Source organism: Pseudomonas umsongensis, assembly GCF_002236105.1.
GTDB classification, from domain to species: Bacteria; Pseudomonadota; Gammaproteobacteria; order Pseudomonadales; family Pseudomonadaceae; genus Aquipseudomonas; species Aquipseudomonas umsongensis.
The window spans coordinates 1,342,257-1,359,164 of record NZ_NIWU01000001.1 but is presented as its reverse complement, the minus strand read 5'-3'; the positions used below and the strand labels follow the sequence as shown (position 1 = coordinate 1,359,164).

Annotated in this window: 20 protein-coding genes and 1 pseudogene; 9 read left to right on the top strand and 12 right to left on the bottom strand. The window is 59.4% G+C overall.

What is annotated here, in order from left to right:
- Positions 1-38: 38 nt before the first annotated feature.
- Complete coding sequence (locus PSUM_RS06030) at positions 39-1,103, bottom strand: NAD(P)H-dependent flavin oxidoreductase (protein WP_083349199.1); 1,065 nt, start codon at positions 1,101-1,103, stop codon at positions 39-41.
- A gap of 173 nt (positions 1,104-1,276) precedes the next feature.
- On the opposite strand from PSUM_RS06030, the gene acuI reads away from it, so the two are divergent.
- Positions 1,277-2,260: an acrylyl-CoA reductase (NADPH) gene (gene acuI, locus PSUM_RS06025; RefSeq protein ID WP_033042223.1), complete on the top strand. Its 984-nt coding sequence runs from the start codon at positions 1,277-1,279 to the stop codon at positions 2,258-2,260.
- 2 nt (positions 2,261-2,262) lie between these two features.
- Here acuI and PSUM_RS32085 read toward each other — a convergent pair.
- The 6 genes and pseudogenes from PSUM_RS32085 to PSUM_RS06000 all read right to left on the bottom strand — a co-directional run.
- A pseudogene (locus tag PSUM_RS32085) lies at positions 2,263-2,343 on the bottom strand (outer membrane lipoprotein carrier protein LolA); the annotation flags it as partial.
- Positions 2,344-2,374: 31 nt separating this feature from the next.
- Positions 2,375-3,442: a bifunctional DNA-binding transcriptional regulator/O6-methylguanine-DNA methyltransferase Ada gene (gene ada, locus PSUM_RS06020; protein ID WP_083349198.1), complete on the bottom strand. Its 1,068-nt coding sequence runs from the start codon at positions 3,440-3,442 to the stop codon at positions 2,375-2,377.
- 87 nt (positions 3,443-3,529) lie between these two features.
- Complete coding sequence (gene alkB / locus PSUM_RS06015) at positions 3,530-4,195, bottom strand: DNA oxidative demethylase AlkB (protein WP_083350160.1); 666 nt, start codon at positions 4,193-4,195, stop codon at positions 3,530-3,532.
- A 5-nt stretch (positions 4,196-4,200) separates the two neighbouring features.
- A complete protein-coding gene (locus PSUM_RS06010; RefSeq protein WP_083349197.1) occupies positions 4,201-4,905 on the bottom strand; it encodes a 2OG-Fe(II) oxygenase in 705 nt (234 codons plus the stop codon).
- Between the two features lie 120 nt (positions 4,906-5,025).
- On the bottom strand, positions 5,026-5,196 hold the full coding sequence (locus tag PSUM_RS31790; protein ID WP_093935766.1) for a hypothetical protein: 171 nt from the start codon (positions 5,194-5,196) through the stop codon (positions 5,026-5,028).
- A 35-nt stretch (positions 5,197-5,231) separates the two neighbouring features.
- The gene (locus PSUM_RS06000; RefSeq protein ID WP_008065357.1) at positions 5,232-5,534 is read right to left on the bottom strand and encodes a DUF1883 domain-containing protein; all 303 of its coding nucleotides are present in this window, start codon (positions 5,532-5,534) and stop codon (positions 5,232-5,234) included.
- Positions 5,535-5,745: 211 nt separating this feature from the next.
- On the opposite strand from PSUM_RS06000, the gene PSUM_RS05995 reads away from it, so the two are divergent.
- Together PSUM_RS05995 and PSUM_RS05990 are read left to right on the top strand one after the other, a co-directional pair.
- Positions 5,746-6,102 (top strand): hypothetical protein, encoded by a 357-nt coding sequence (locus PSUM_RS05995; RefSeq protein ID WP_020797222.1) that lies wholly within the window; start codon positions 5,746-5,748, stop codon positions 6,100-6,102.
- A 72-nt stretch (positions 6,103-6,174) separates the two neighbouring features.
- A complete protein-coding gene (locus PSUM_RS05990) occupies positions 6,175-6,405 on the top strand; it encodes a hypothetical protein (protein WP_020797221.1) in 231 nt (76 codons plus the stop codon).
- An 11-nt stretch (positions 6,406-6,416) separates the two neighbouring features.
- Here PSUM_RS05990 and PSUM_RS05985 read toward each other — a convergent pair whose 3' ends face one another.
- Positions 6,417-6,698, bottom strand: coding sequence for a lipoprotein (locus tag PSUM_RS05985; RefSeq protein ID WP_033040807.1), 282 nt, complete (start codon positions 6,696-6,698; stop codon positions 6,417-6,419).
- 131 nt (positions 6,699-6,829) lie between these two features.
- Positions 6,830-7,018 carry a hypothetical protein gene (locus PSUM_RS05980; RefSeq protein ID WP_020797219.1) on the bottom strand — a complete coding sequence of 63 codons (189 nt, stop codon included), beginning with the start codon at positions 7,016-7,018 and terminating at the stop codon, positions 6,830-6,832.
- 292 nt (positions 7,019-7,310) lie between these two features.
- On the opposite strand from PSUM_RS05980, the gene galU reads away from it, so the two are divergent.
- The 3 genes from galU to gorA all read left to right on the top strand — a co-directional run bounded on the left by galU (position 7,311) and on the right by gorA (position 11,610).
- Positions 7,311-8,150 (top strand): UTP--glucose-1-phosphate uridylyltransferase GalU, encoded by an 840-nt coding sequence (gene galU / locus PSUM_RS05975; protein WP_008065368.1) that lies wholly within the window; start codon positions 7,311-7,313, stop codon positions 8,148-8,150.
- 470 nt (positions 8,151-8,620) lie between these two features.
- A complete protein-coding gene (locus PSUM_RS05970) occupies positions 8,621-10,144 on the top strand; it encodes an MFS transporter (protein ID WP_083349196.1) in 1,524 nt (507 codons plus the stop codon).
- 107 nt (positions 10,145-10,251) lie between these two features.
- The gene (gorA, locus tag PSUM_RS05965; RefSeq protein ID WP_083349195.1) at positions 10,252-11,610 is read left to right on the top strand and encodes a glutathione-disulfide reductase; all 1,359 of its coding nucleotides are present in this window, start codon (positions 10,252-10,254) and stop codon (positions 11,608-11,610) included.
- On the opposite strand, the gene PSUM_RS05960 is transcribed toward gorA, so the two are convergent.
- Positions 11,607-12,620 (bottom strand): DNA-binding protein, encoded by a 1,014-nt coding sequence (locus PSUM_RS05960; protein ID WP_033044125.1) that lies wholly within the window; start codon positions 12,618-12,620, stop codon positions 11,607-11,609. The two genes, gorA and PSUM_RS05960, sit on opposite strands and share 4 nt — an antisense overlap.
- A 206-nt stretch (positions 12,621-12,826) precedes the next feature.
- Here PSUM_RS05960 and ahpC point away from each other — a divergent pair, with 206 nt between their 5' ends.
- Positions 12,827-13,390 carry an alkyl hydroperoxide reductase subunit C gene (ahpC, locus tag PSUM_RS05955; protein ID WP_007975937.1) on the top strand — a complete coding sequence of 188 codons (564 nt, stop codon included), beginning with the start codon at positions 12,827-12,829 and terminating at the stop codon, positions 13,388-13,390.
- A gap of 139 nt (positions 13,391-13,529) precedes the next feature.
- Complete coding sequence (ahpF, locus tag PSUM_RS05950) at positions 13,530-15,092, top strand: alkyl hydroperoxide reductase subunit F (protein ID WP_020797215.1); 1,563 nt, start codon at positions 13,530-13,532, stop codon at positions 15,090-15,092.
- A 95-nt stretch (positions 15,093-15,187) separates the two neighbouring features.
- Here ahpF and gloA read toward each other — a convergent pair whose 3' ends face one another.
- The gene (gene gloA, locus PSUM_RS05945) at positions 15,188-15,709 is read right to left on the bottom strand and encodes a lactoylglutathione lyase (protein WP_033044123.1); all 522 of its coding nucleotides are present in this window, start codon (positions 15,707-15,709) and stop codon (positions 15,188-15,190) included.
- A gap of 137 nt (positions 15,710-15,846) precedes the next feature.
- On the opposite strand from gloA, the gene PSUM_RS05940 reads away from it, so the two are divergent.
- Entirely contained in the window at positions 15,847-16,371 is a 525-nt protein-coding gene (locus PSUM_RS05940) for a DUF4946 domain-containing protein (protein ID WP_033044130.1), read from the top strand.
- A 167-nt stretch (positions 16,372-16,538) separates the two neighbouring features.
- Here the strand turns inward: PSUM_RS05940 and PSUM_RS05935 are convergent, their stop codons facing one another.
- Positions 16,539-16,901: a histone-like nucleoid-structuring protein, MvaT/MvaU family gene (locus PSUM_RS05935; protein WP_008065377.1), complete on the bottom strand. Its 363-nt coding sequence runs from the start codon at positions 16,899-16,901 to the stop codon at positions 16,539-16,541.
- Positions 16,902-16,908: the final 7 nt, after the last annotated feature.

Sequence of the window (16,908 nt, the reverse complement as noted above, 5' to 3'; positions counted from 1 at the left end):
ATGTGTTGCAGCGTTAACCGTGTTGCCCGCCACCACGGTCAGCGCCGGAGCAACTTCGCCAACCCTTCCTCGGCCAGGCGTCGGGTCAATTCGGCGGTACCCGACTCAACCCCCAGGGTGAACGCCTGTCCGGCCCAGAGGTTGCTGAAGTCTGCCTCGGCTTTGGCACGCAACGGCAGCAATGCACCGCCTGCGAGGGGAAAACGCGGCGCCTGGTCGCTCATCGGCCCGAGCTCGCGCATTACCCGATTGAGTATCCCCCGTGCCGGGCGACCGGTGAAAATGTTGGTGACCGCGGTCTCGCGTTCCCTGGCGGTCCGCAAGGCCTGGTGATGCGCGGCACTGACCTTGGCCTCTGGCGTGAAGAGGTACGCCGTGCCCACTTGCACCGCCGAAGCCCCCAACATGAACGCCGCCGCCACACCCCGAGCATCGGCAATGCCGCCAGCGGCAATCACCGGTACGTTCACGGCATCGACCACTTGGGGCACCAGGGCGAAGGTGCCGACCTGGCTGCTCAGGTCATCACTGAGAAACATGCCCCGATGCCCGCCCGCCTCAAGACCCATGGCGATGATCGCGTCGCAACCCTGCTGCTCGAGCCAGATGGCTTCTTCGACGGTGGTGGCCGAGGACAGTACCTTTGCCCCGGTGGCCTTGACCCGATCCAGCAGGGATTTTTCCGGCAGGCCAAAGTGGAAACTCACGACTTCGGGGCGCAATTGTTCGACCACTTCGCAGGCAACCTGGTCGAACGGCGCGCGATTGGACACCGGTGTCGGTGCATCGAAGTCGACACCCAATTCGCGGTAATAGGGCTGCAGCAGGTTTTTCCAGTCCTGGGCGCGTTGCTCGTCGACCGCCGGCGGTTGATGGCAGAAGAAGTTGACGTTGATCGGGCGCTGGCAGTGTTGGCGAATGCCCTTGAGTTCGTCACGCAATTGCTCGACGCTCAGCATGGCGGCAGGCATCGAGCCGAGGCCGCCGGCGTTGCTCGCCGCAATGACCATGGCAGCGGTGGTGGCGCCGGCCATGGGGGCCTGGATGATCGGCAGCTCGATCCCGAGCAGGTCAAGAATGCGCGTATCTGGCCATTGACTCATTTCAGTTGTACTCCGACGTTGGAACCGGGCAGGGCTCGATTTGTAACAGCAATGCCTGCGGTTATGCCAGTCATGTCTGCCGCAGGCGAATTGGCTTAAAGTCCAATACGGTAATATTTTGCGAAGTGGTATTTAAATCACACCACAACAGGTGAACCCACCAGGAGGCAGCAATGTTCCAAGGTATTTTGATCGACAAAGACGAAAGCGGGTACCGGGCCACACTGCAACAGATCAATGAAGACCAGCTGCCCGAGGGCGATGTGACGGTGCGTGTGGCGTACAGCACGCTGAATTTCAAGGATGGCCTGGCGATCACCGGCAGCAGCCCGGTGGTGCGCAAATTCCCGATGGTGCCGGGGATCGACCTGGCGGGGACTGTCGAGGTCAGCACGCATCCGGACTACAAGGCGGGTGACAAAGTCCTGCTCAATGGCTGGGGCGTGGGCGAAGGGCATTGGGGTGGCCTGGCGCAAAAGGCGCGTCTCAAGGGCGAATGGCTGATTGCGTTGCCCGAGGCCTTCACTGAAGCCCAGGCCATGGCCATCGGCACGGCAGGCTACACGGCGATGCTGTGCATCATGGCGCTGGAGCGCAACGGTGTGACGCCCGACCAAGGCGAGGTTCTGGTCACCGGGGCCAACGGCGGCGTGGGCAGTTTCGCCATCGCATTGCTGAGCAAGCTTGGCTATCGCGTCGTCGCTTCCACTGGTCGCCTGTCGGAACACGAATACCTCAAGCAACTGGGCGCCAGTGAAATCATCGATCGCGCCACCTTATCCGAGCCCGGCAAGCCGCTGGCCAAGGAACGTTGGGCTGCGGTCATCGACTCGGTGGGTAGTCACACCCTGGCCAACGCCTGTGCCAGTACCCGCTCCGAAGGCACCGTCGCCGCTTGTGGACTGGCCCAGGGCATGGACTTTCCGGCCAGCGTCGCGCCCTTTATCCTGCGCGGCGTGACGCTGGCCGGGATTAACAGCGTGACCCAGCCCAAAGCCAGGCGTGTAGAGGCCTGGAGTCGATTGGCCAAGGATCTGGACTTTAACTTGTTGCCGTTGATCAGCCATGAAATCGCTTTGAGCGAAGCGATCGAAGCCGCCCCGCGCCTGCTGGCCGGACAGCTGCGCGGGCGAGTGGTGGTGGATGTGAATCGCTGATCGACTGTAGGAGCGAGCCTGCTCGCGAAAAACCTGAGAGCACCGTTTGGTGTCAGGTGCCCAGCGTCATCGTTGACGACCATCGTCGGAACGCCGCCCGGAGCCTGCTCGCTCCTACAGGGGTTTCTCCCGTTCCAGCAATTGCCGCTTGCGCTCCACGCCCCAACGATACCCCGACAGGTTGCCATCGCTGCGTACCACGCGGTGACAGGGGATCGCGACTGCCAGGCTGTTCGCGCCGCAAGCTTGCGCCACTGCGCGCACTGCTTTGGGGTTGCCGATGCGTTGGGCGATGTCGGCGTAGCTGGCGGTGCTGCCAAAGGGGATGTCCCGCAGGGCTTGCCAGACCCGCTCCTGAAATGCGGTGCCGCGCACATCCAGTGGCAAGTCCAGCCCCAGGGCCGGGGCTTCGATGAAGCCCACGACCCTGGCGATCAACTGTTCGAAGGCCTGATCGGCACCGATCAGTGTGGCGCGGCGAAACTTGTCCTGCAGGTCGCAAACCAGTTGCTGCGGATCGTCACCCAGGAGAATCGCGCAGACCCCACGCGCGCTTTGCGCCACCAGGATCGCGCCGAGGGAACACTGGCCAACCGCAAAACGAATGTCATTGTTTTGCCCCGCGGCACGGTAATCAGTCGGTTTCATCCCCAACACCTGATCCGCCGCTTCATAGAAACGGCTGTTGGAGTTGAAGCCGGCGTCGTACAACGCATCGGTGACCGAATGGCCATCCGCCAGCCGTTCGCGCATTCGGCGCGAACGATGGGCCGCGGCGTAGCCTTTGGGCGTCAGGCCGGTCACGGATTTGAACACCCGATGGAAATGAAAACTGCTCAATCCTGCCGCTTGCGCCAGCTCGTTCAGCGCGGGCAGCGCCTCGGCGGTTTCGATCTGGCGACACGCGGCGGCCACGGTGGCGGCATGTTGCGCGGCGACCGCGCTTTGGTCCTTGGCCGCGCGCTTGCTTGGGCGATAACCGGCGGCCTGGGCAAGTTCGGCGCTGTCGAAGAACTCGACGTTCTGCGGTTTCGGCAAGCGCGAGAGGCTGCTGGGGTTGCAGTAGATCCCGGTGGTTTTCACCGCATAGACAAACTGCCCGTCCGCCTGTGGATCGCGGGCGACCACCGCGGCCCAGCGTGGATCGTTTTCGGTGCTGCTCGTTGTCGATTGGCTTGTCATGGCTTTACATCCGTTGACCCGTTTGCCGCAGATTAACCAGCGGCCCGTAGGCCCACACTCCGGCGCTTGCGGTCAAACTCCACGGTCTCACCGCGCGGTACGAAACGTGAAGTTGATCCGCTGCTTGCCCAAGCGTGGATGGTAGCCATCCTTGATCGGCAGCACACCGTGATAACGCAAGCGATCCACGCCGCCCCAGACCACGATGTCGCCATGCAGCAACGGCACCCGTTGGCTTTTGTCGCTGCGCGCGAAGCCGCCGAACAGAAACATTGCGGGTAGCCCCAGCGATACTGAAACGATGGGTGCAGCGTAGGATTTTTCGTCCTTGTCCTGATGCAAGGACATTTTCGCCCCGGGCACATAGCGATTGATCAGGCAGGAGTCCGGCACGAAATCGGCAAATCCTGCTTCCCGTGCCGCCGCCTGCGCCAATTGCAAAAACACCTCGGGCATGGGGGGCCAAGGCAGGCCGGTCCGGGGATCCTCGCGGGTGTAGCGATAACCACTGCGGTCGGTGGTCCAGCCCCAGGTCCCGCAACTGCTCAGGGCCACCGACATGGTGAAGCCGCCAGGGGTGACCATTTGCCGGAACGGTGCGGTCGCCAACACGGTCTCCAGTGCTGGCAGCAAGCGCGTAAGCCAGGGCAGGGCATAGCCCCTGAGGACGTAGGACTGTTCGCCGATCTGCTCGCGTCGGCGATCCTGCTCGGGCTCTGCATCGGCAAACAAGTCCAGGGTGGTCGGTTTCATGGTGCTCATGATGCGTCGTGAAAGATGATCCCAAGAGTATGCCGTTTTCCACTGTGCAGGCGACTGACGCCGTGGCGCAGGGTGACCCGATAGTAACCGCGCACGCCTTTGACCGGGCGCTGGTTGACCGCGAAGATCAGGCCGTCGCCTTTTTTCAGACCGATGACCTGCGGGCGCGACTGCATGCGCGGCCGCTGCTCGGTCAGCACGAACTCACCGCCGGTGAAATCCTCCCCAGGCGTCGACAGAAGAATCGCCACCTGGAGCGGGAACACATGCTCGCCATACACATCCTGATGCAAGCAGTTGTAGTCCTGTGGTCCGTATTGCAGCAGCAAGGGTGTCGGACGCTGTTGGCCAGCGGCGTGACAACGTTCGAGGAAGGCCGGAAGGCTCTCGGGAAAACGGCTCGGCAAATCCATCTGCTCATGCCAGCGATTGGCTAGCGGCACCAGTCGCGGGTAGAGCGCGCTGCGCAGGCGGGCCACCAGCGGCGGCAAGGGGTAGTCGAAATACTTGTATTCGCCACGACCGAAACCGTGCCGGGCCATGATCACATGCGAGCGAAAGTGTTCGGATTGGCCGTACAAGGCGCTGATCTGATCACAGGCCCTGGGGCTCAACAGCGATGCAATGACCGCGCAGCCGTCCGCATCGAGTTGCTGTTCCAGCAGGGGCCAGTCCAGCTTGTCCAGGTATTGCTCGCTCATTGCCAGGCCCTCAGGTTATCGAGGTGGCGAGACTAAGGGGTATGACGAATGCAGACACTCCGACACTTGCGGTCGAATGTCGCCAGGGAGCGGACGTCCATATTGTCGCTCCAGGCGTTGTTACAGCGCTTTGCTGACGCTGATGTCGCTGATGACGTCTTCGCCCTGGCCATGAAGCGCGTCCAGCGCGGCTTTGGCTTCTTCTGCCGTGCCGTTTTCCAGTTGGGCAAATTCGAAGCGGCGTTCGCCATTGAGTTTGTACTTGATGACGTATTTGGTCGTCTGGGCCACGGTCATACCTGTCAGTCTGTGTATTAAGGCGCTACTCAGCTCAGTTTCGAGCTGGAGCGGCGGATGATCTTGATCGAATGCGTCAGGGTCGGCTTGCGCGTCACACTGATCGGCCGGCGGTTGACCGTATCGATGGTGATGTTCCAGAACCCGGTGCTCGGCGCCGTGATGCGGGCCGGGAAGGTGTCGAACGCGCCGCCGTGATAGGTGTGACGACCGCCATTCTTGAAGCTGCGGAAGTTGGCGTCGTTCATCAAGCGAATGTTGCACGTTTGCGAGCATTGAATGACGACGATGTCGTCCTCGTTGAGGTGCTCGCGCTGGTGGATAAATTTCATGAGGCGCCTCCAGAAGGGCTTTTTCTACAAAATCAAAACGATAGCATGGTCGATTGGCGCAGTTTATCAGCCCCGGGGCGTTATTATCCGGCTCTCCGGGCCCGGGTGGACAATAAAAATGCATATATCGCGTGCCTGGGAAGAAAAAAGCAGTCAAGCCCGGAGAAAACCCGTATTTGTGCTGTCCGAGGGTCTTTATTGGAGATTTCATATGAAGTGGGGCATGTTTGGCTTGCCGTGGGTCCTGGCAATCGGTGGTTGTGCAAGTGTCTCGGACATCAACCAGACGCTGCCGACGATGAATGTGATTTCCGGCAAGAAGCCCCTTGAGTACGCCCAATGCCTGAGCGAAAAACTCGCCGACAGCCGTGGCGCCTTGCAGGTCGAGACGCAGAAAGACGGGGTGCGGGTGATCGTGCCGCAGAAGCTTTCCTCGGGGCCGGCCGCGGTGTTTGATATCGAACAGCGCTCTGGTGGCAGCAGCATCAAGCTGCACGAGCGCATCTCCAATGTGCCGATACGTCCCTTCGATGTACGCGATGCCGCCACGGCGTGCATTTCCGGCTGATAGACTGTCGACCGTCAGCACCAATGCCGTCAAAGGTTGCCTTTGCCGGCATTGTCATTTCTGGAGTCGAACATGAAGCGAGAGCGGGTACGGGAGCGGCATGCAGAGGGCCAAATCTGCGCCACCCATGTGATTCAGAACCCGGCGAATCCGGGGGAGTGGATCGTTTTTTTCAAGAAAAGCGCCGGGCGCAGTTTTTTCCTGGTAGACGAAAGCGACGAAGTCGAGTCCTTCAGCAGTCTCGACGAACTGATCGAGACCGTACGCGGCCTGGGGATCAAGTTCGCCGAAATCCACATGTAGGGCTTGATGCCCTATTTGCAGACCACCACGACGCTACGATTCTTGTAGTTGCCAACGTCGACGCCAAGGGTCTTGTCGCTTTCCTTGGGGGCGGGTGAGCCGTCAGTGCCAACGATCCGGTATCCGGTGCCGGCGCAAGACGCATCGGCCTTTTCGTAGCAGGTCGCCCAGGAATTGGCCTCGCCGGAGCAGTCAATGGCCAGGCCTTGTTCGCCATTGTTCAGGTAGGTGGTTTCGGAGGTGGCGCAGCCACTGAGGGCCAGGACCGCTATCAGCGGCAAAAATTTGGTCATGTCGTTGTCGTCGTCAGGATGAGGGGGCAAAGCCTGTGACAGCGCGGTGGGCAAAAGGTTATAGCCAAAGGCCACTTCTTGCGGATATTTGCAAAAGAAGCCCTGCACAAGGGCAGGGCGTCAGGCCTGGATCAAATCTTGTCCTTGCCCCGTCGTTTCGGTGCCGGGTGTTCCAGTTGCAACACCGATGCCACTTCGATCGCCATGGCTTCGGACGGGAAAGGTCCGGCAATGTTCTCACCGCCAACGCCGGCTACCCACCACTGACCGTCTTTGGCCTTGTTGATCAAGTACCCGTTGACGCTTTTTGCTTCTGACATCTATTTGCCTCGTTGGCTGGTTCAAGGGCGCCATGATACCGCCAAATGCACCGTTCGGGTGCCGCTGGGCGCGGGTTGGTGCACTTGGCCATGGGTTGACTTGGCGTGCAAACCTGGCGGACTCTGCTATCAATAACAGGCTGTCGGTCCATTCGCGGTGCTCGCCGCGGAACTAACGGCGAGAATATTTCTCTATGATGGCATCGGTTAGCCAGTGCGGGGCATTGTAAGGTGTACGCCGCCTGATTAGACTGCGCCGAAACCCGTACACACAGCCCTTTCAAGGACTTATATGATCAAGAAATGCTTGTTTCCAGCAGCCGGTTACGGCACTCGCTTCCTCCCAGCGACCAAAGCCATGCCTAAAGAAATGCTGCCGGTGGTAAACAAGCCACTGATCCAGTACGGCGTCGAAGAAGCACTGGACGCCGGGTTGACCGAAATCTCCATCGTCACCGGTCGTGGCAAGCGCGCCCTGGAAGACCATTTCGACATCAGCTACGAGCTGGAAAACCAGATCAAGGGCACCGACAAGGAAAAGTACCTGGTCGGCATCCGCAAGCTGCTCGACAACTGCTCGTTCTCCTACACCCGCCAGACCGAAATGAAAGGCCTGGGCCACGCGATCCTGACCGGCCGTCCGCTGATCGGCGACGAACCCTTCGCCGTGGTGCTGGCGGACGACCTGTGCGTCAACCTCGAAGGCGACGGCGTACTGACCCAGATGGTCAAGCTGTACAAGCAGTTCCGCTGCTCGATCGTGGCCATCCAGGAAGTCGACCCGCAAGAGACCAACAAGTACGGCGTGATCGCCGGCGAGATGATCCGCGACGACATCTACCGCGTGCACAGCATGGTGGAAAAACCAAAACCTGAAGATGCGCCGTCGAACCTGGCCATCATCGGTCGCTACATCCTGACCCCGGACATCTTCGACTTGATCGAACAGACCGAGCCAGGCAAGGGCGGCGAAATCCAGATCACCGACGCCCTGATGAAACAGGCCCAGAACGGCTGCGTGATGGCCTACAAGTTCAAGGGCAAGCGTTTCGACTGCGGCGGCGCCGAAGGCTACATCGACGCGACCAACTTCTGCTTCGAGAACTTCTACAAGACGGGCAAGGCTTACTGATAGCGCCTCAGCGGCTTGTATTGAAAAACGAGCTTCACCAGCTGCCAACAAGCTGATGAAGGCCTGAATAAACGCCCCGACTTGATCGGGGCGTTTGTTTTTGTGCGCGCTAAAAAAGCGCCTGGTTTCTTGTAGGAGCCAGGCTTGCCGGCGAAGAACAATAACGCGCTCTAACAGACACACCGCAGCGTCTGGTTCACCGGCAAGTCGGATCGCGGCCCTCTGGCTTCTACAGCGCACGAGTACGTAAGAATTCGCTTACATCCTTTGCCTGGCTTTTCGAGAGAAAATTCTGATTTTCGGATAGAGACAGCTAAATGACGCCTGCTGCTCGTTACTAACGTTAGTTTTAACTGAGACTATGTGCGCGCACATTGTTCAAGCGACGGATGTATTGCCGCGGTGACACGTATGGATCGAGCCGTGGGGCTGATTACCCCGGCTTCTTATAATTACAAGGAGGTTCGTGAATGGCTTCGACAAGCGGCGCGGCGCAACGCCGAACAAGGCGGTGGTTAGGCCTAAGCGTACTGATGCTGCCTGTATTGTTGGTGACAGTTGACAATACGGTGCTTGGATTCGCGCTGCCAAAGATTGCCGCGGCCCTGCGTCCGAGTGCTAGCCAGCAGTTGTGGATGATCGATGCTTACTCGCTGGTATTGGCGGGGTTGCTGGTGTCGATGGGTAGTCTGGGGGATCGAGTCGGTCATCGTAAGTTGTTGTTGGCCGGGTCCTTGGGTTTTGTGATTGTGTCGGTGCTAACCGCGTATTCCGATACCGCCACGCAGCTGATTGCCGGGCGAGCTTGTATGGGCGTTTTCGGTGCAATGCTGATGCCTTCAACGTTGGCGTTGATACGTTCGGTGTTCGAGGACCGAGAGGAGCGCAGACTGGCAGTCGCGATCTGGGCAACGACGTTGACGGTCGGCTCGGCACTCGGTCCTTTGGTGGGTGGGGTGTTGCTGGAATTTTTCAGTTGGGGGTCGATTTTCCTGTTGGCGGTGCCCGTGTTGGTGCCATTGCTGGTGTTGGGACCACTGTTGTTGCCCGAATCCGGGCGAGATGCTTCAGGACCGTTGGATCCTATGAGCATCCTGCAATCGATGTTCGCTCTTGGTGCCATTGTTTATGGCATCAAACACAGCGCCAGTAATGGTATCGACTGGATGGCGCTGACCGCATTTGCAGTAAGCGCAATAGCGGGCTGGATGTTTGTGCGTCGACAGTTAAGTCTGCCAATGCCGCTGATGGACCTGAGTCTGTTCCGCAGTGGCACCTTTAGCGGCTCTGTCGCGATCAATTTGATGAGTCTCGCGTTTCTCGTTGGCTTCGTATTCTTTACCACTCAGTTCTTGCAGATCGTACTTCAGATGTCGCCCTTGAGTGCCAGTCTCGCGTTGGTGCCTGGTCAGGTCATGGCGATTGTCGTGGGTATGGCGGTCGTGCCTGTCGCGCAGCGAATACAAGTACATGTGCTGATACCAATTTTGATGGCGTTTGCTGGGTCGGCGTTTTTGCTGGTCGCCAGCATGGGCAGTAGTCTGACCGTTCTAGTGGTGGCTTTTGCCTTGTTGAACATTGGCGTGGGCGCGATCGCGACGGTATCCAATGATGTGATTTTGTCAGCTGCACCACCGGCAAAGGCGGGCGCCGCGTCGGCCATTAGCGAAACGGCCTATGAAGTGGGCGTAGTTTTGGGGACGACAGTGCTCGGCGGTGTCGTCACCGCCTACTATCGCGGTGCATTGCAGCTTCCGGGGTTTCTGAGCGAAGTGCAGATGATACTGGCGGGGGAGACGCTGCCTGGCGCCTATCATGTGGCGGCAGACTTGCCGGGTGGTCAAGCAAGGGAGTTGATGGTGCAGGCGGGAAGGGCATTCGAAGGTGGAATCGGTTTGGTTTCGTGGGTGACGTTCGGCTTGGCACTCATGGCGATTTTGATTGCCTGGCGCACTCTGCGGACACCGAACACGCAATCTGCAGTGGGGCATTGATCGAAAACGAAGACGGGTCCGTGCAGCGCGCGGCCCGGGCATTTCAGCGCAATGCTTGCTCCGCGGCTATCCACAGGTATGCTGGTCACCTGCCGAGGAGATAGAAAATGGCCTACGATTTTGACCTTTATGTGATTGGCGCCGGTTCTGGCGGTGTGCGGGCGGCCCGGTTTGCGGCCGGCTTCGGCGCGACAGTGGCGGTGGCCGAGAGTCGCTACCTGGGCGGCACTTGCGTAAACGTCGGCTGCGTGCCGAAAAAGCTGCTGGTGTACGGCGCGCATTTCGCCGAGGACTTCGAGCAGGCTTCGGGTTTTGGCTGGAGCCTGGACGAGGCGCAGTTCGACTGGGCGACGCTGATCGCCAACAAGGATCGCGAGATCAATCGCCTCAACGGCATTTACCGCAACCTGCTGGTCAACAGTGGCGTGACGCTGCACGAAGGCCACGCCAAGATCGTCGACCCGCATACGGTCGAGATCAATGGCGAGCGCCACACGGCTAAGAACATTCTGATCGCTACCGGTGGCTGGCCGCAGATTCCCGAGATTCCGGGGCACGAGCACGCGATCAGTTCCAACCAGGCGTTCTTCCTCAAGGAACTGCCCAAGCGTGTGCTGGTGGTGGGCGGTGGTTACATTGCCGTCGAATTCGCCGGGATCTTCCACGGCCTGGGTGCGCAGACCACCTTGCTGTATCGCGGTGAGCTGTTCCTGCGGGGCTTTGACGGTTCCGTGCGCAAGCATTTGCAGGAAGAACTGACCAAGCGCGGCATGGACCTGCAATTCAATGCCGACATCGAGCGTATCGACAAGCAAGCCGATGGCAGTTTGAAAGTGACGCTCAAGGATGGTCGTCAGCTGGAGGCCGATTGCGTGTTCTACGCCACCGGTCGACGTCCGATGCTGGACAATCTCGGGCTGGAAAATACCGCGGTGAAGCTCGACCAGAAAGGCTTCGTCGAGGTGGACGACCTGTACCAGACGGCCGAGCCTTCGATCCTGGCCCTGGGCGATGTGATCGGCCGGGTGCAGCTGACGCCGGTGGCGCTGGCTGAAGGCATGGCGGTGGCGCGACGCTTGTTCAAGCCTGAGCAGTATCGCCCGGTGGATTACAAGATGATCCCGACGGCGGTGTTCAGCCTGCCTAATATCGGCACGGTCGGCCTGACCGAGGAAGAAGCGCGCGAGGCGGGCCACGAGGTACAGATCTTCGAAAGCCGCTTCCGGCCGATGAAGCTGACCCTGACCGAATGTCAGGAGCGCACGCTGATGAAACTGGTGGTGGATGCCCAGACCGACAAGGTGCTGGGCTGCCACATGGTGGGGCCGGAGGCTGGCGAAATCGTCCAGGGCCTGGCTATCGCCTTGAAGGCCGGCGCCACCAAGCGCCACTTCGACGAAACCATCGGTGTGCACCCGACGGCCGCCGAAGAGTTTGTCACCCTGCGTACACCGGTCGGCGCTTAATCGACCCTGGCGACGTCTGGCGCTGCTGCATTGGCAGCGGCCAGGCGTAGGCTTTTTTCGAGGTCGGCCCGGGCTTTCTGCAGTTCGATTTCCAGTGCCTTGTTGAGCTGCGCTTGTTCCTCGACGCTCTGCTTGAGCGCCTGGCTTTCCAGCATGGCTACGCGCAGGCGTTCCTGGAGGAGGGTGCGCTCGCTGTCGACACGCGTGGCCTGGTCGAGCAGTTGATCCTGGCGGGTGTTGCTTTGCTTGAGTTGCTCTTGCAGCAGGCTCAGCTCGCGCAGTGTGCCGCGATTTTCCGTCAGCAGGCGTTCGTTGTCGCGGTGCAGCTGGGTGATTTCGTCCTGGCGTACCAAGGCGCTTTGTTGGGCTTGGCGCAACTCCATCTGCAGTTGCTGCACCTGGCCTTCGTGGCGGCTTTGCTCTTGCTCGCGCTGCTCGTTGATCGCGTTGCGGTAGTGCTCCAGGGCATCACGACTGTGCAGGTGTTTCTCTTCCAGCGAGCGAATCTGCTCGTCTTTGTCCTGCAGGCGCAGCTCAAAATCAGCCAGTGCCTGAGTCTGCCCGGCATTGCGCGTTTGTTCACCCTGAAGCAGGGTGCGCGTGCTTTGCAGTGCCTCGGATTCCTGGGTCAGTGCCAGGCTCTGCAGCTCGTAGTGTTGCTGCAGTTGCGTATTGGCTTGCTCGGCTTGCTGCAGTTGCGTTTCCAGCGCCTTGCGTTGTTGCTCGTACTGTTCGCGGGCCTGGTCAATGGGTTCCTGGGCCTGCTCTTTAAGGCGCTGCGCGAGGCGTGTTACCAGCGCCAGCAACTCTTCGTCGATCGGCTCGGAAGGGGCTTCGTCTGGCCCCGGGGTGCTATCATCGAGCTCCTTCATGTAGCGATGGATCGTGGTTTTCGAGCCGGTATTGCCCATTTCGATCCGTACGGCATCGATGCTGGGATTTTCGCCGCGGGCCAGGATCGCCAATCGCGCCGCTTGCACCACTTGTTTGTTCACGCCGCCACGGGCCATGAGATCTCCTGCTGTTTTGCTGTGTGGTACGTACCACGAAAAACGCATTCTAGCATTTGTCGGGGTAAATTCGGTTTTCTTCTATCAATGCAGTCGGCTAATAGCGAAAGCCAATCAGCGGCATGAGGTTTGCCAATGAGCCAACCGTCCGTCGAGTGGGTAAAGTTCTCTCCATCAACTTCTTAACCCCTGACGGAGAGTCAACGATGCCTATCATCAACAGCCAAGTTAAACCGTTCAAAGCTGACGCATTCAAAAATGGCGACTTCGTAAAAGTCTCGGACGCTGACCTTAAAGGCAAGTGGTCGGTGGTGTTCTTCTACCCGGCCGACTTCACCTTCGTTTGCCCGACCGAGCTGGAAGACCTCGCTGACAACTACGACGCGTTCCAGAAGCTGGGCGTCGAGATCTACAGTGTTTCCACCGACACCCATTTCGCCCACGCTGCTTGGCACAACACTTCGCCAGCCATCGGCAAGATCCAGTACACCATGATCGGCGACCCGACCCACGCCATCTCCCGCAACTTCGACGTACTGATCGAAGAAGCTGGCCTGGCTGACCGTGGCACCTTCGTGATCAACCCTGAAGGCCAGATCAAGATCGTTGAACTGAACGACGGCGGTGTTGGCCGTGACGCCAGCGAGTTGCTGCGCAAGATCAAGGCTGCCCAATACGTCGCCGCTCACCCAGGCCAGGTTTGCCCAGCCAAGTGGAAAGAAGGCGAGGCCACTCTGGCGCCGTCCCTGGACCTGGTTGGCAAGATCTAAGTCTGTGACGCGCTTCATCAGGGCGGACTTCCGCACCTTCTAAGCAAGCTGCACCGCCCAATAAAAACGCCCGGGCGTGATTCGCTCGGGCGTTTTTTTCGTCTCCGTCTCTTCACCAAACAGCATGGAAATCGCCCGTATGTTGGACGCCAATCTTAAAGCCCAGTTGAAATCGTACCTGGAACGGGTCACCCAGCCGATCGAGATCGTTGCCTCCCTCGACGACGGTGCGAAATCCCAGGAAATGCTCGCACTGCTGAAAGACGTTGCCAGTCTTTCCAGCCAGATTACCTTGCTCGATAACGGTGACGATGCACGCAAGCCATCGTTCTCGATCAACCGCCCCGGCGCGGATATCAGCCTGCGTTTCGCTGGCATCCCCATGGGCCATGAATTCACCTCCCTGGTGCTGGCCTTGCTGCAAGTCGGCGGCCACCCCTCCAAGGCCAGTGTCGAAGTGATCGAACAGATCCGCTCGCTCAAAGGCGAATTCAACTTCGAGACGTATTTCTCGCTGTCCTGCCAGAACTGCCCGGACGTGGTCCAGGCGTTGAACCTGATGGCGGTACTCAACCCCAATATTCGCCACGTCGCCATCGACGGCGCGCTCTTCCAGGCTGAAGTCGATGAGCGCCAGATCATGGCGGTACCGAGCATCTACCTCAACGGCGTGAACTTCGGCCAGGGCCGCATGGGCCTGGAAGAAATCCTCGGCAAAATCGACACCAGCGGCATCGAGCGCCAGGCCGAGAAGATCAGCGCCAAGGAAGCCTTTGACGTACTGGTGGTGGGCGGTGGCCCGGCCGGTGCTGCGGCGGCCATCTATGCCGCGCGCAAAGGCATTCGCACCGGTGTCGCTGCCGAACGTTTTGGTGGCCAGGTGCTGGATACCATGGCCATCGAAAACTTCATCTCCGTGCAGGAAACCGAAGGGCCAAAACTGGCGGTCGCGCTTGAAGAGCACGTCAAGCAGTACGACGTGGACATCATGAACCTGCAGCGCGCCGACAAATTGCTGCCGGGCAAAGACGGCGAGCTGCACGAAGTCCACTTCGCCAGCGGCGCGAAACTCAAAGCCAGGACGGTGATCGTGGCCACGGGTGCACGCTGGCGCGAAATGAACGTGCCCGGTGAGCAGGAATATCGCAACAAGGGCGTGGCGTACTGCCCGCACTGCGACGGCCCGTTGTTCAAAGGCAAGCGTGTGGCGGTGATTGGCGGCGGTAACTCAGGCGTCGAAGCGGCCATCGACCTGGCCGGTATCGTGGCCCATGTCACGCTGCTGGAGTTCGATGTGCAGCTGCGTGCCGATGCGGTATTGCAGCGCAAGTTGCACAGCCTGCCGAACGTGACGGTGATCACCCGTGCGCAAACCACTGAAGTGATGGGCGACGGGCAGAAGGTCAACGGCTTGCGCTATAAAGATCGCGAGAGCGACGAATTGCGCAGCGTGGAACTGGAAGGGATCTTTGTGCAGATCGGTCTGTTGCCCAATACCGATTGGCTCAAGGGCACCATTGAGTTGTCGCCGCGTGGCGAGATCATCGTCGATGCCCGTGGCGAGACATCGATACCGGGTGTGTTCGCGGCAGGCGATGTGACCACGGTGCCCTACAAGCAGATCGTGATCGCGGTGGGCGAGGGCGCCAAGGCTTCCCTTAGCGCATTCGACCACTTGATTCGCACCTCGGCCCCGGCGTAAACCGGGCGCTGAAAACACAAAACCCCATGAATGATCATGGGGTTTTTTTTGCTGATCGTTACCACGCGGAGCGTGGGAACGATCAAGCCAGATTTTTACAGGGGGGCTGGCTGGATGATTTCGACCCAATACCCATCCGGGTCCTTGATGAACGCCAGGCTCTTCATGCAGCCATCGTTCAGGCGCTTCTGGAAATCGCAGCCCAGCGCTTCGAAGCGTTCGCACGCAGCCACGATGTCCGGCACCGAGATGCAGATGTGGCCGAATCCGCGCGGGTCGGTATTGCCGTTGTGATAGGCGAAGTCCGCATCGTTCTCGGTGCCGTGGTTATGGGTCAGTTCCAGAATGCCCGGGATCGATTTCATCCATTGCGTGCGCTCGGCGGCATCGGCCGGAATCTGACGCTTGTCGACCAGGGCGAGGAAGTACAGGCTGAATTCAGCTTCTGGAAAATCGCGTTTCTCCACCAGCGAGAAGCCGAGAACGCGCGTGTAGAAGTCCAGGGACTTGGTGATGTCCTTGACCCGCAACATGGTGTGGTTGAAGACAAATTTCTGGGTGGCGGTGTCAGGCTGTGCGGTCACGCCGGGGAAGGTGTTCAGATCTTGCAGGCTCATGGGCCCTCCGGAAATTAAATGGGCTGCCGACAATGATACGCATGGGTTGCGACATCACCAAACCCAAAGCGTCTGCTATTGCCTGACCGCCGGCCGAAGATCAAACTTCAGGGCTAACTGGCTGGGTGTTGATGGTAATGATTCGATTGTGCAGGTCGTTGATTATCCTGAGTGGTGTGCTTTCTGTGTTGGCCCGGGCTCACGCCGATGAGCCCGTCGTGGCGTGGCCGCCGGGCTGGCAGGTCGAAGCCGTTGCCCAAGGCGAAGCCGGCTCCGGTGTCAGTCGCCAGCGCGCGGTCAAGAACGACGCGCAAGGCATGCCGTTGATGGTGATGGAATTGACCGTGAGCCGGGTGCAACCCGATCACCAGGTGAACCTGGAAGCTGTGTTGCTGGAGATGCGCAAATCAGTGCAGAAAGACTTTTTCCAGGGTGGCTATCAAAGTGTTTGCAACCGGATTCACTCGGCCACCTTGAGTCGCTTGCCGGCGCTGGAAACCACTTGCACCATCACGCAAAACGGTCGGCATGTACTGTCTCAAACACTGGTTGCCGCGGTGGATGCCGATAAGGCCTACGTATTTTCCTACGCCGGGCAGGCCGAAGCTTATAAGGCCAGTCAGAATGAAATAGAGGCGGCTCGTAACGGCTTGAAACTTTAGCTGAAGGCTTCAATAGGCACCGATTTCATGTCTGTGCCGACGCCGTTAGATAGCCAAAAGGATTAAGCACAAAGTTGCCGGGAAAGTACCGGTCAGCCTTGCCTTTAGATGCCTTCAATGAAAAAAAGCCCTGCAGGTGCAGGGCTTTGTTTTTTCAGTGCGAGGGTTTAGCCGCGCAGCCAGGAATCAACGGTGGCGGCACCGTATTGTTCCTTCCAGGCCTTCAGTCCACGGTGGTTGCCGCCCTTGGTTTCAATCAGCTCGCCGGTATGCGGGTTCTGATAAACCTTGACCACGCGGGCGCGGCGGGTCTTTGGAGCGGCCTGTTGCAGACCGGATTTTGCCGGGTTCGGGTCGAGGATGGCGATGATGTCGCGCAGGCTCTTGCCGTAGGTTTTCATCAGCCCCTGGAGCTTTTCTTCGAATTCGATTTCTTTCTTGAGCCCGGCATCGTTCTTCAGGGATTCAAGCTGCTTGAGCTGCTCTTGAAGGGCCTTTTCAGCTGCACGAAATTCAGCGAGTCTGGACAATATCTTT

What these genes read in the sequence shown, in the direction of transcription:
- PSUM_RS06030 (WP_083349199.1), bottom strand. Translation starts at nt 1,103, where the DNA reads ATGAGTCAATGGCCAGATACGCGCATTCTTGACCTGCTCGGGATCGAG.
- acuI (WP_033042223.1), top strand. Translation starts at nt 1,277, where the DNA reads ATGTTCCAAGGTATTTTGATCGACAAAGACGAAAGCGGGTACCGGGCC.
- ada (WP_083349198.1), bottom strand. Translation starts at nt 3,442, where the DNA reads ATGACAAGCCAATCGACAACGAGCAGCACCGAAAACGATCCACGCTGG.
- alkB (WP_083350160.1), bottom strand. Translation starts at nt 4,195, where the DNA reads ATGAAACCGACCACCCTGGACTTGTTTGCCGATGCAGAGCCCGAGCAG.
- PSUM_RS06010 (WP_083349197.1), bottom strand. Translation starts at nt 4,905, where the DNA reads ATGAGCGAGCAATACCTGGACAAGCTGGACTGGCCCCTGCTGGAACAG.
- PSUM_RS06000 (WP_008065357.1), bottom strand. Translation starts at nt 5,534, where the DNA reads ATGAAATTTATCCACCAGCGCGAGCACCTCAACGAGGACGACATCGTC.
- PSUM_RS05995 (WP_020797222.1), top strand. Translation starts at nt 5,746, where the DNA reads ATGAAGTGGGGCATGTTTGGCTTGCCGTGGGTCCTGGCAATCGGTGGT.
- PSUM_RS05990 (WP_020797221.1), top strand. Translation starts at nt 6,175, where the DNA reads ATGAAGCGAGAGCGGGTACGGGAGCGGCATGCAGAGGGCCAAATCTGC.
- PSUM_RS05985 (WP_033040807.1), bottom strand. Translation starts at nt 6,698, where the DNA reads ATGACCAAATTTTTGCCGCTGATAGCGGTCCTGGCCCTCAGTGGCTGC.
- PSUM_RS05980 (WP_020797219.1), bottom strand. Translation starts at nt 7,018, where the DNA reads ATGTCAGAAGCAAAAAGCGTCAACGGGTACTTGATCAACAAGGCCAAA.
- galU (WP_008065368.1), top strand. Translation starts at nt 7,311, where the DNA reads ATGATCAAGAAATGCTTGTTTCCAGCAGCCGGTTACGGCACTCGCTTC.
- PSUM_RS05970 (WP_083349196.1), top strand. Translation starts at nt 8,621, where the DNA reads ATGGCTTCGACAAGCGGCGCGGCGCAACGCCGAACAAGGCGGTGGTTA.
- gorA (WP_083349195.1), top strand. Translation starts at nt 10,252, where the DNA reads ATGGCCTACGATTTTGACCTTTATGTGATTGGCGCCGGTTCTGGCGGT.
- PSUM_RS05960 (WP_033044125.1), bottom strand. Translation starts at nt 12,620, where the DNA reads ATGGCCCGTGGCGGCGTGAACAAACAAGTGGTGCAAGCGGCGCGATTG.
- ahpC (WP_007975937.1), top strand. Translation starts at nt 12,827, where the DNA reads ATGCCTATCATCAACAGCCAAGTTAAACCGTTCAAAGCTGACGCATTC.
- ahpF (WP_020797215.1), top strand. Translation starts at nt 13,530, where the DNA reads ATGTTGGACGCCAATCTTAAAGCCCAGTTGAAATCGTACCTGGAACGG.
- gloA (WP_033044123.1), bottom strand. Translation starts at nt 15,709, where the DNA reads ATGAGCCTGCAAGATCTGAACACCTTCCCCGGCGTGACCGCACAGCCT.
- PSUM_RS05940 (WP_033044130.1), top strand. Translation starts at nt 15,847, where the DNA reads ATGATTCGATTGTGCAGGTCGTTGATTATCCTGAGTGGTGTGCTTTCT.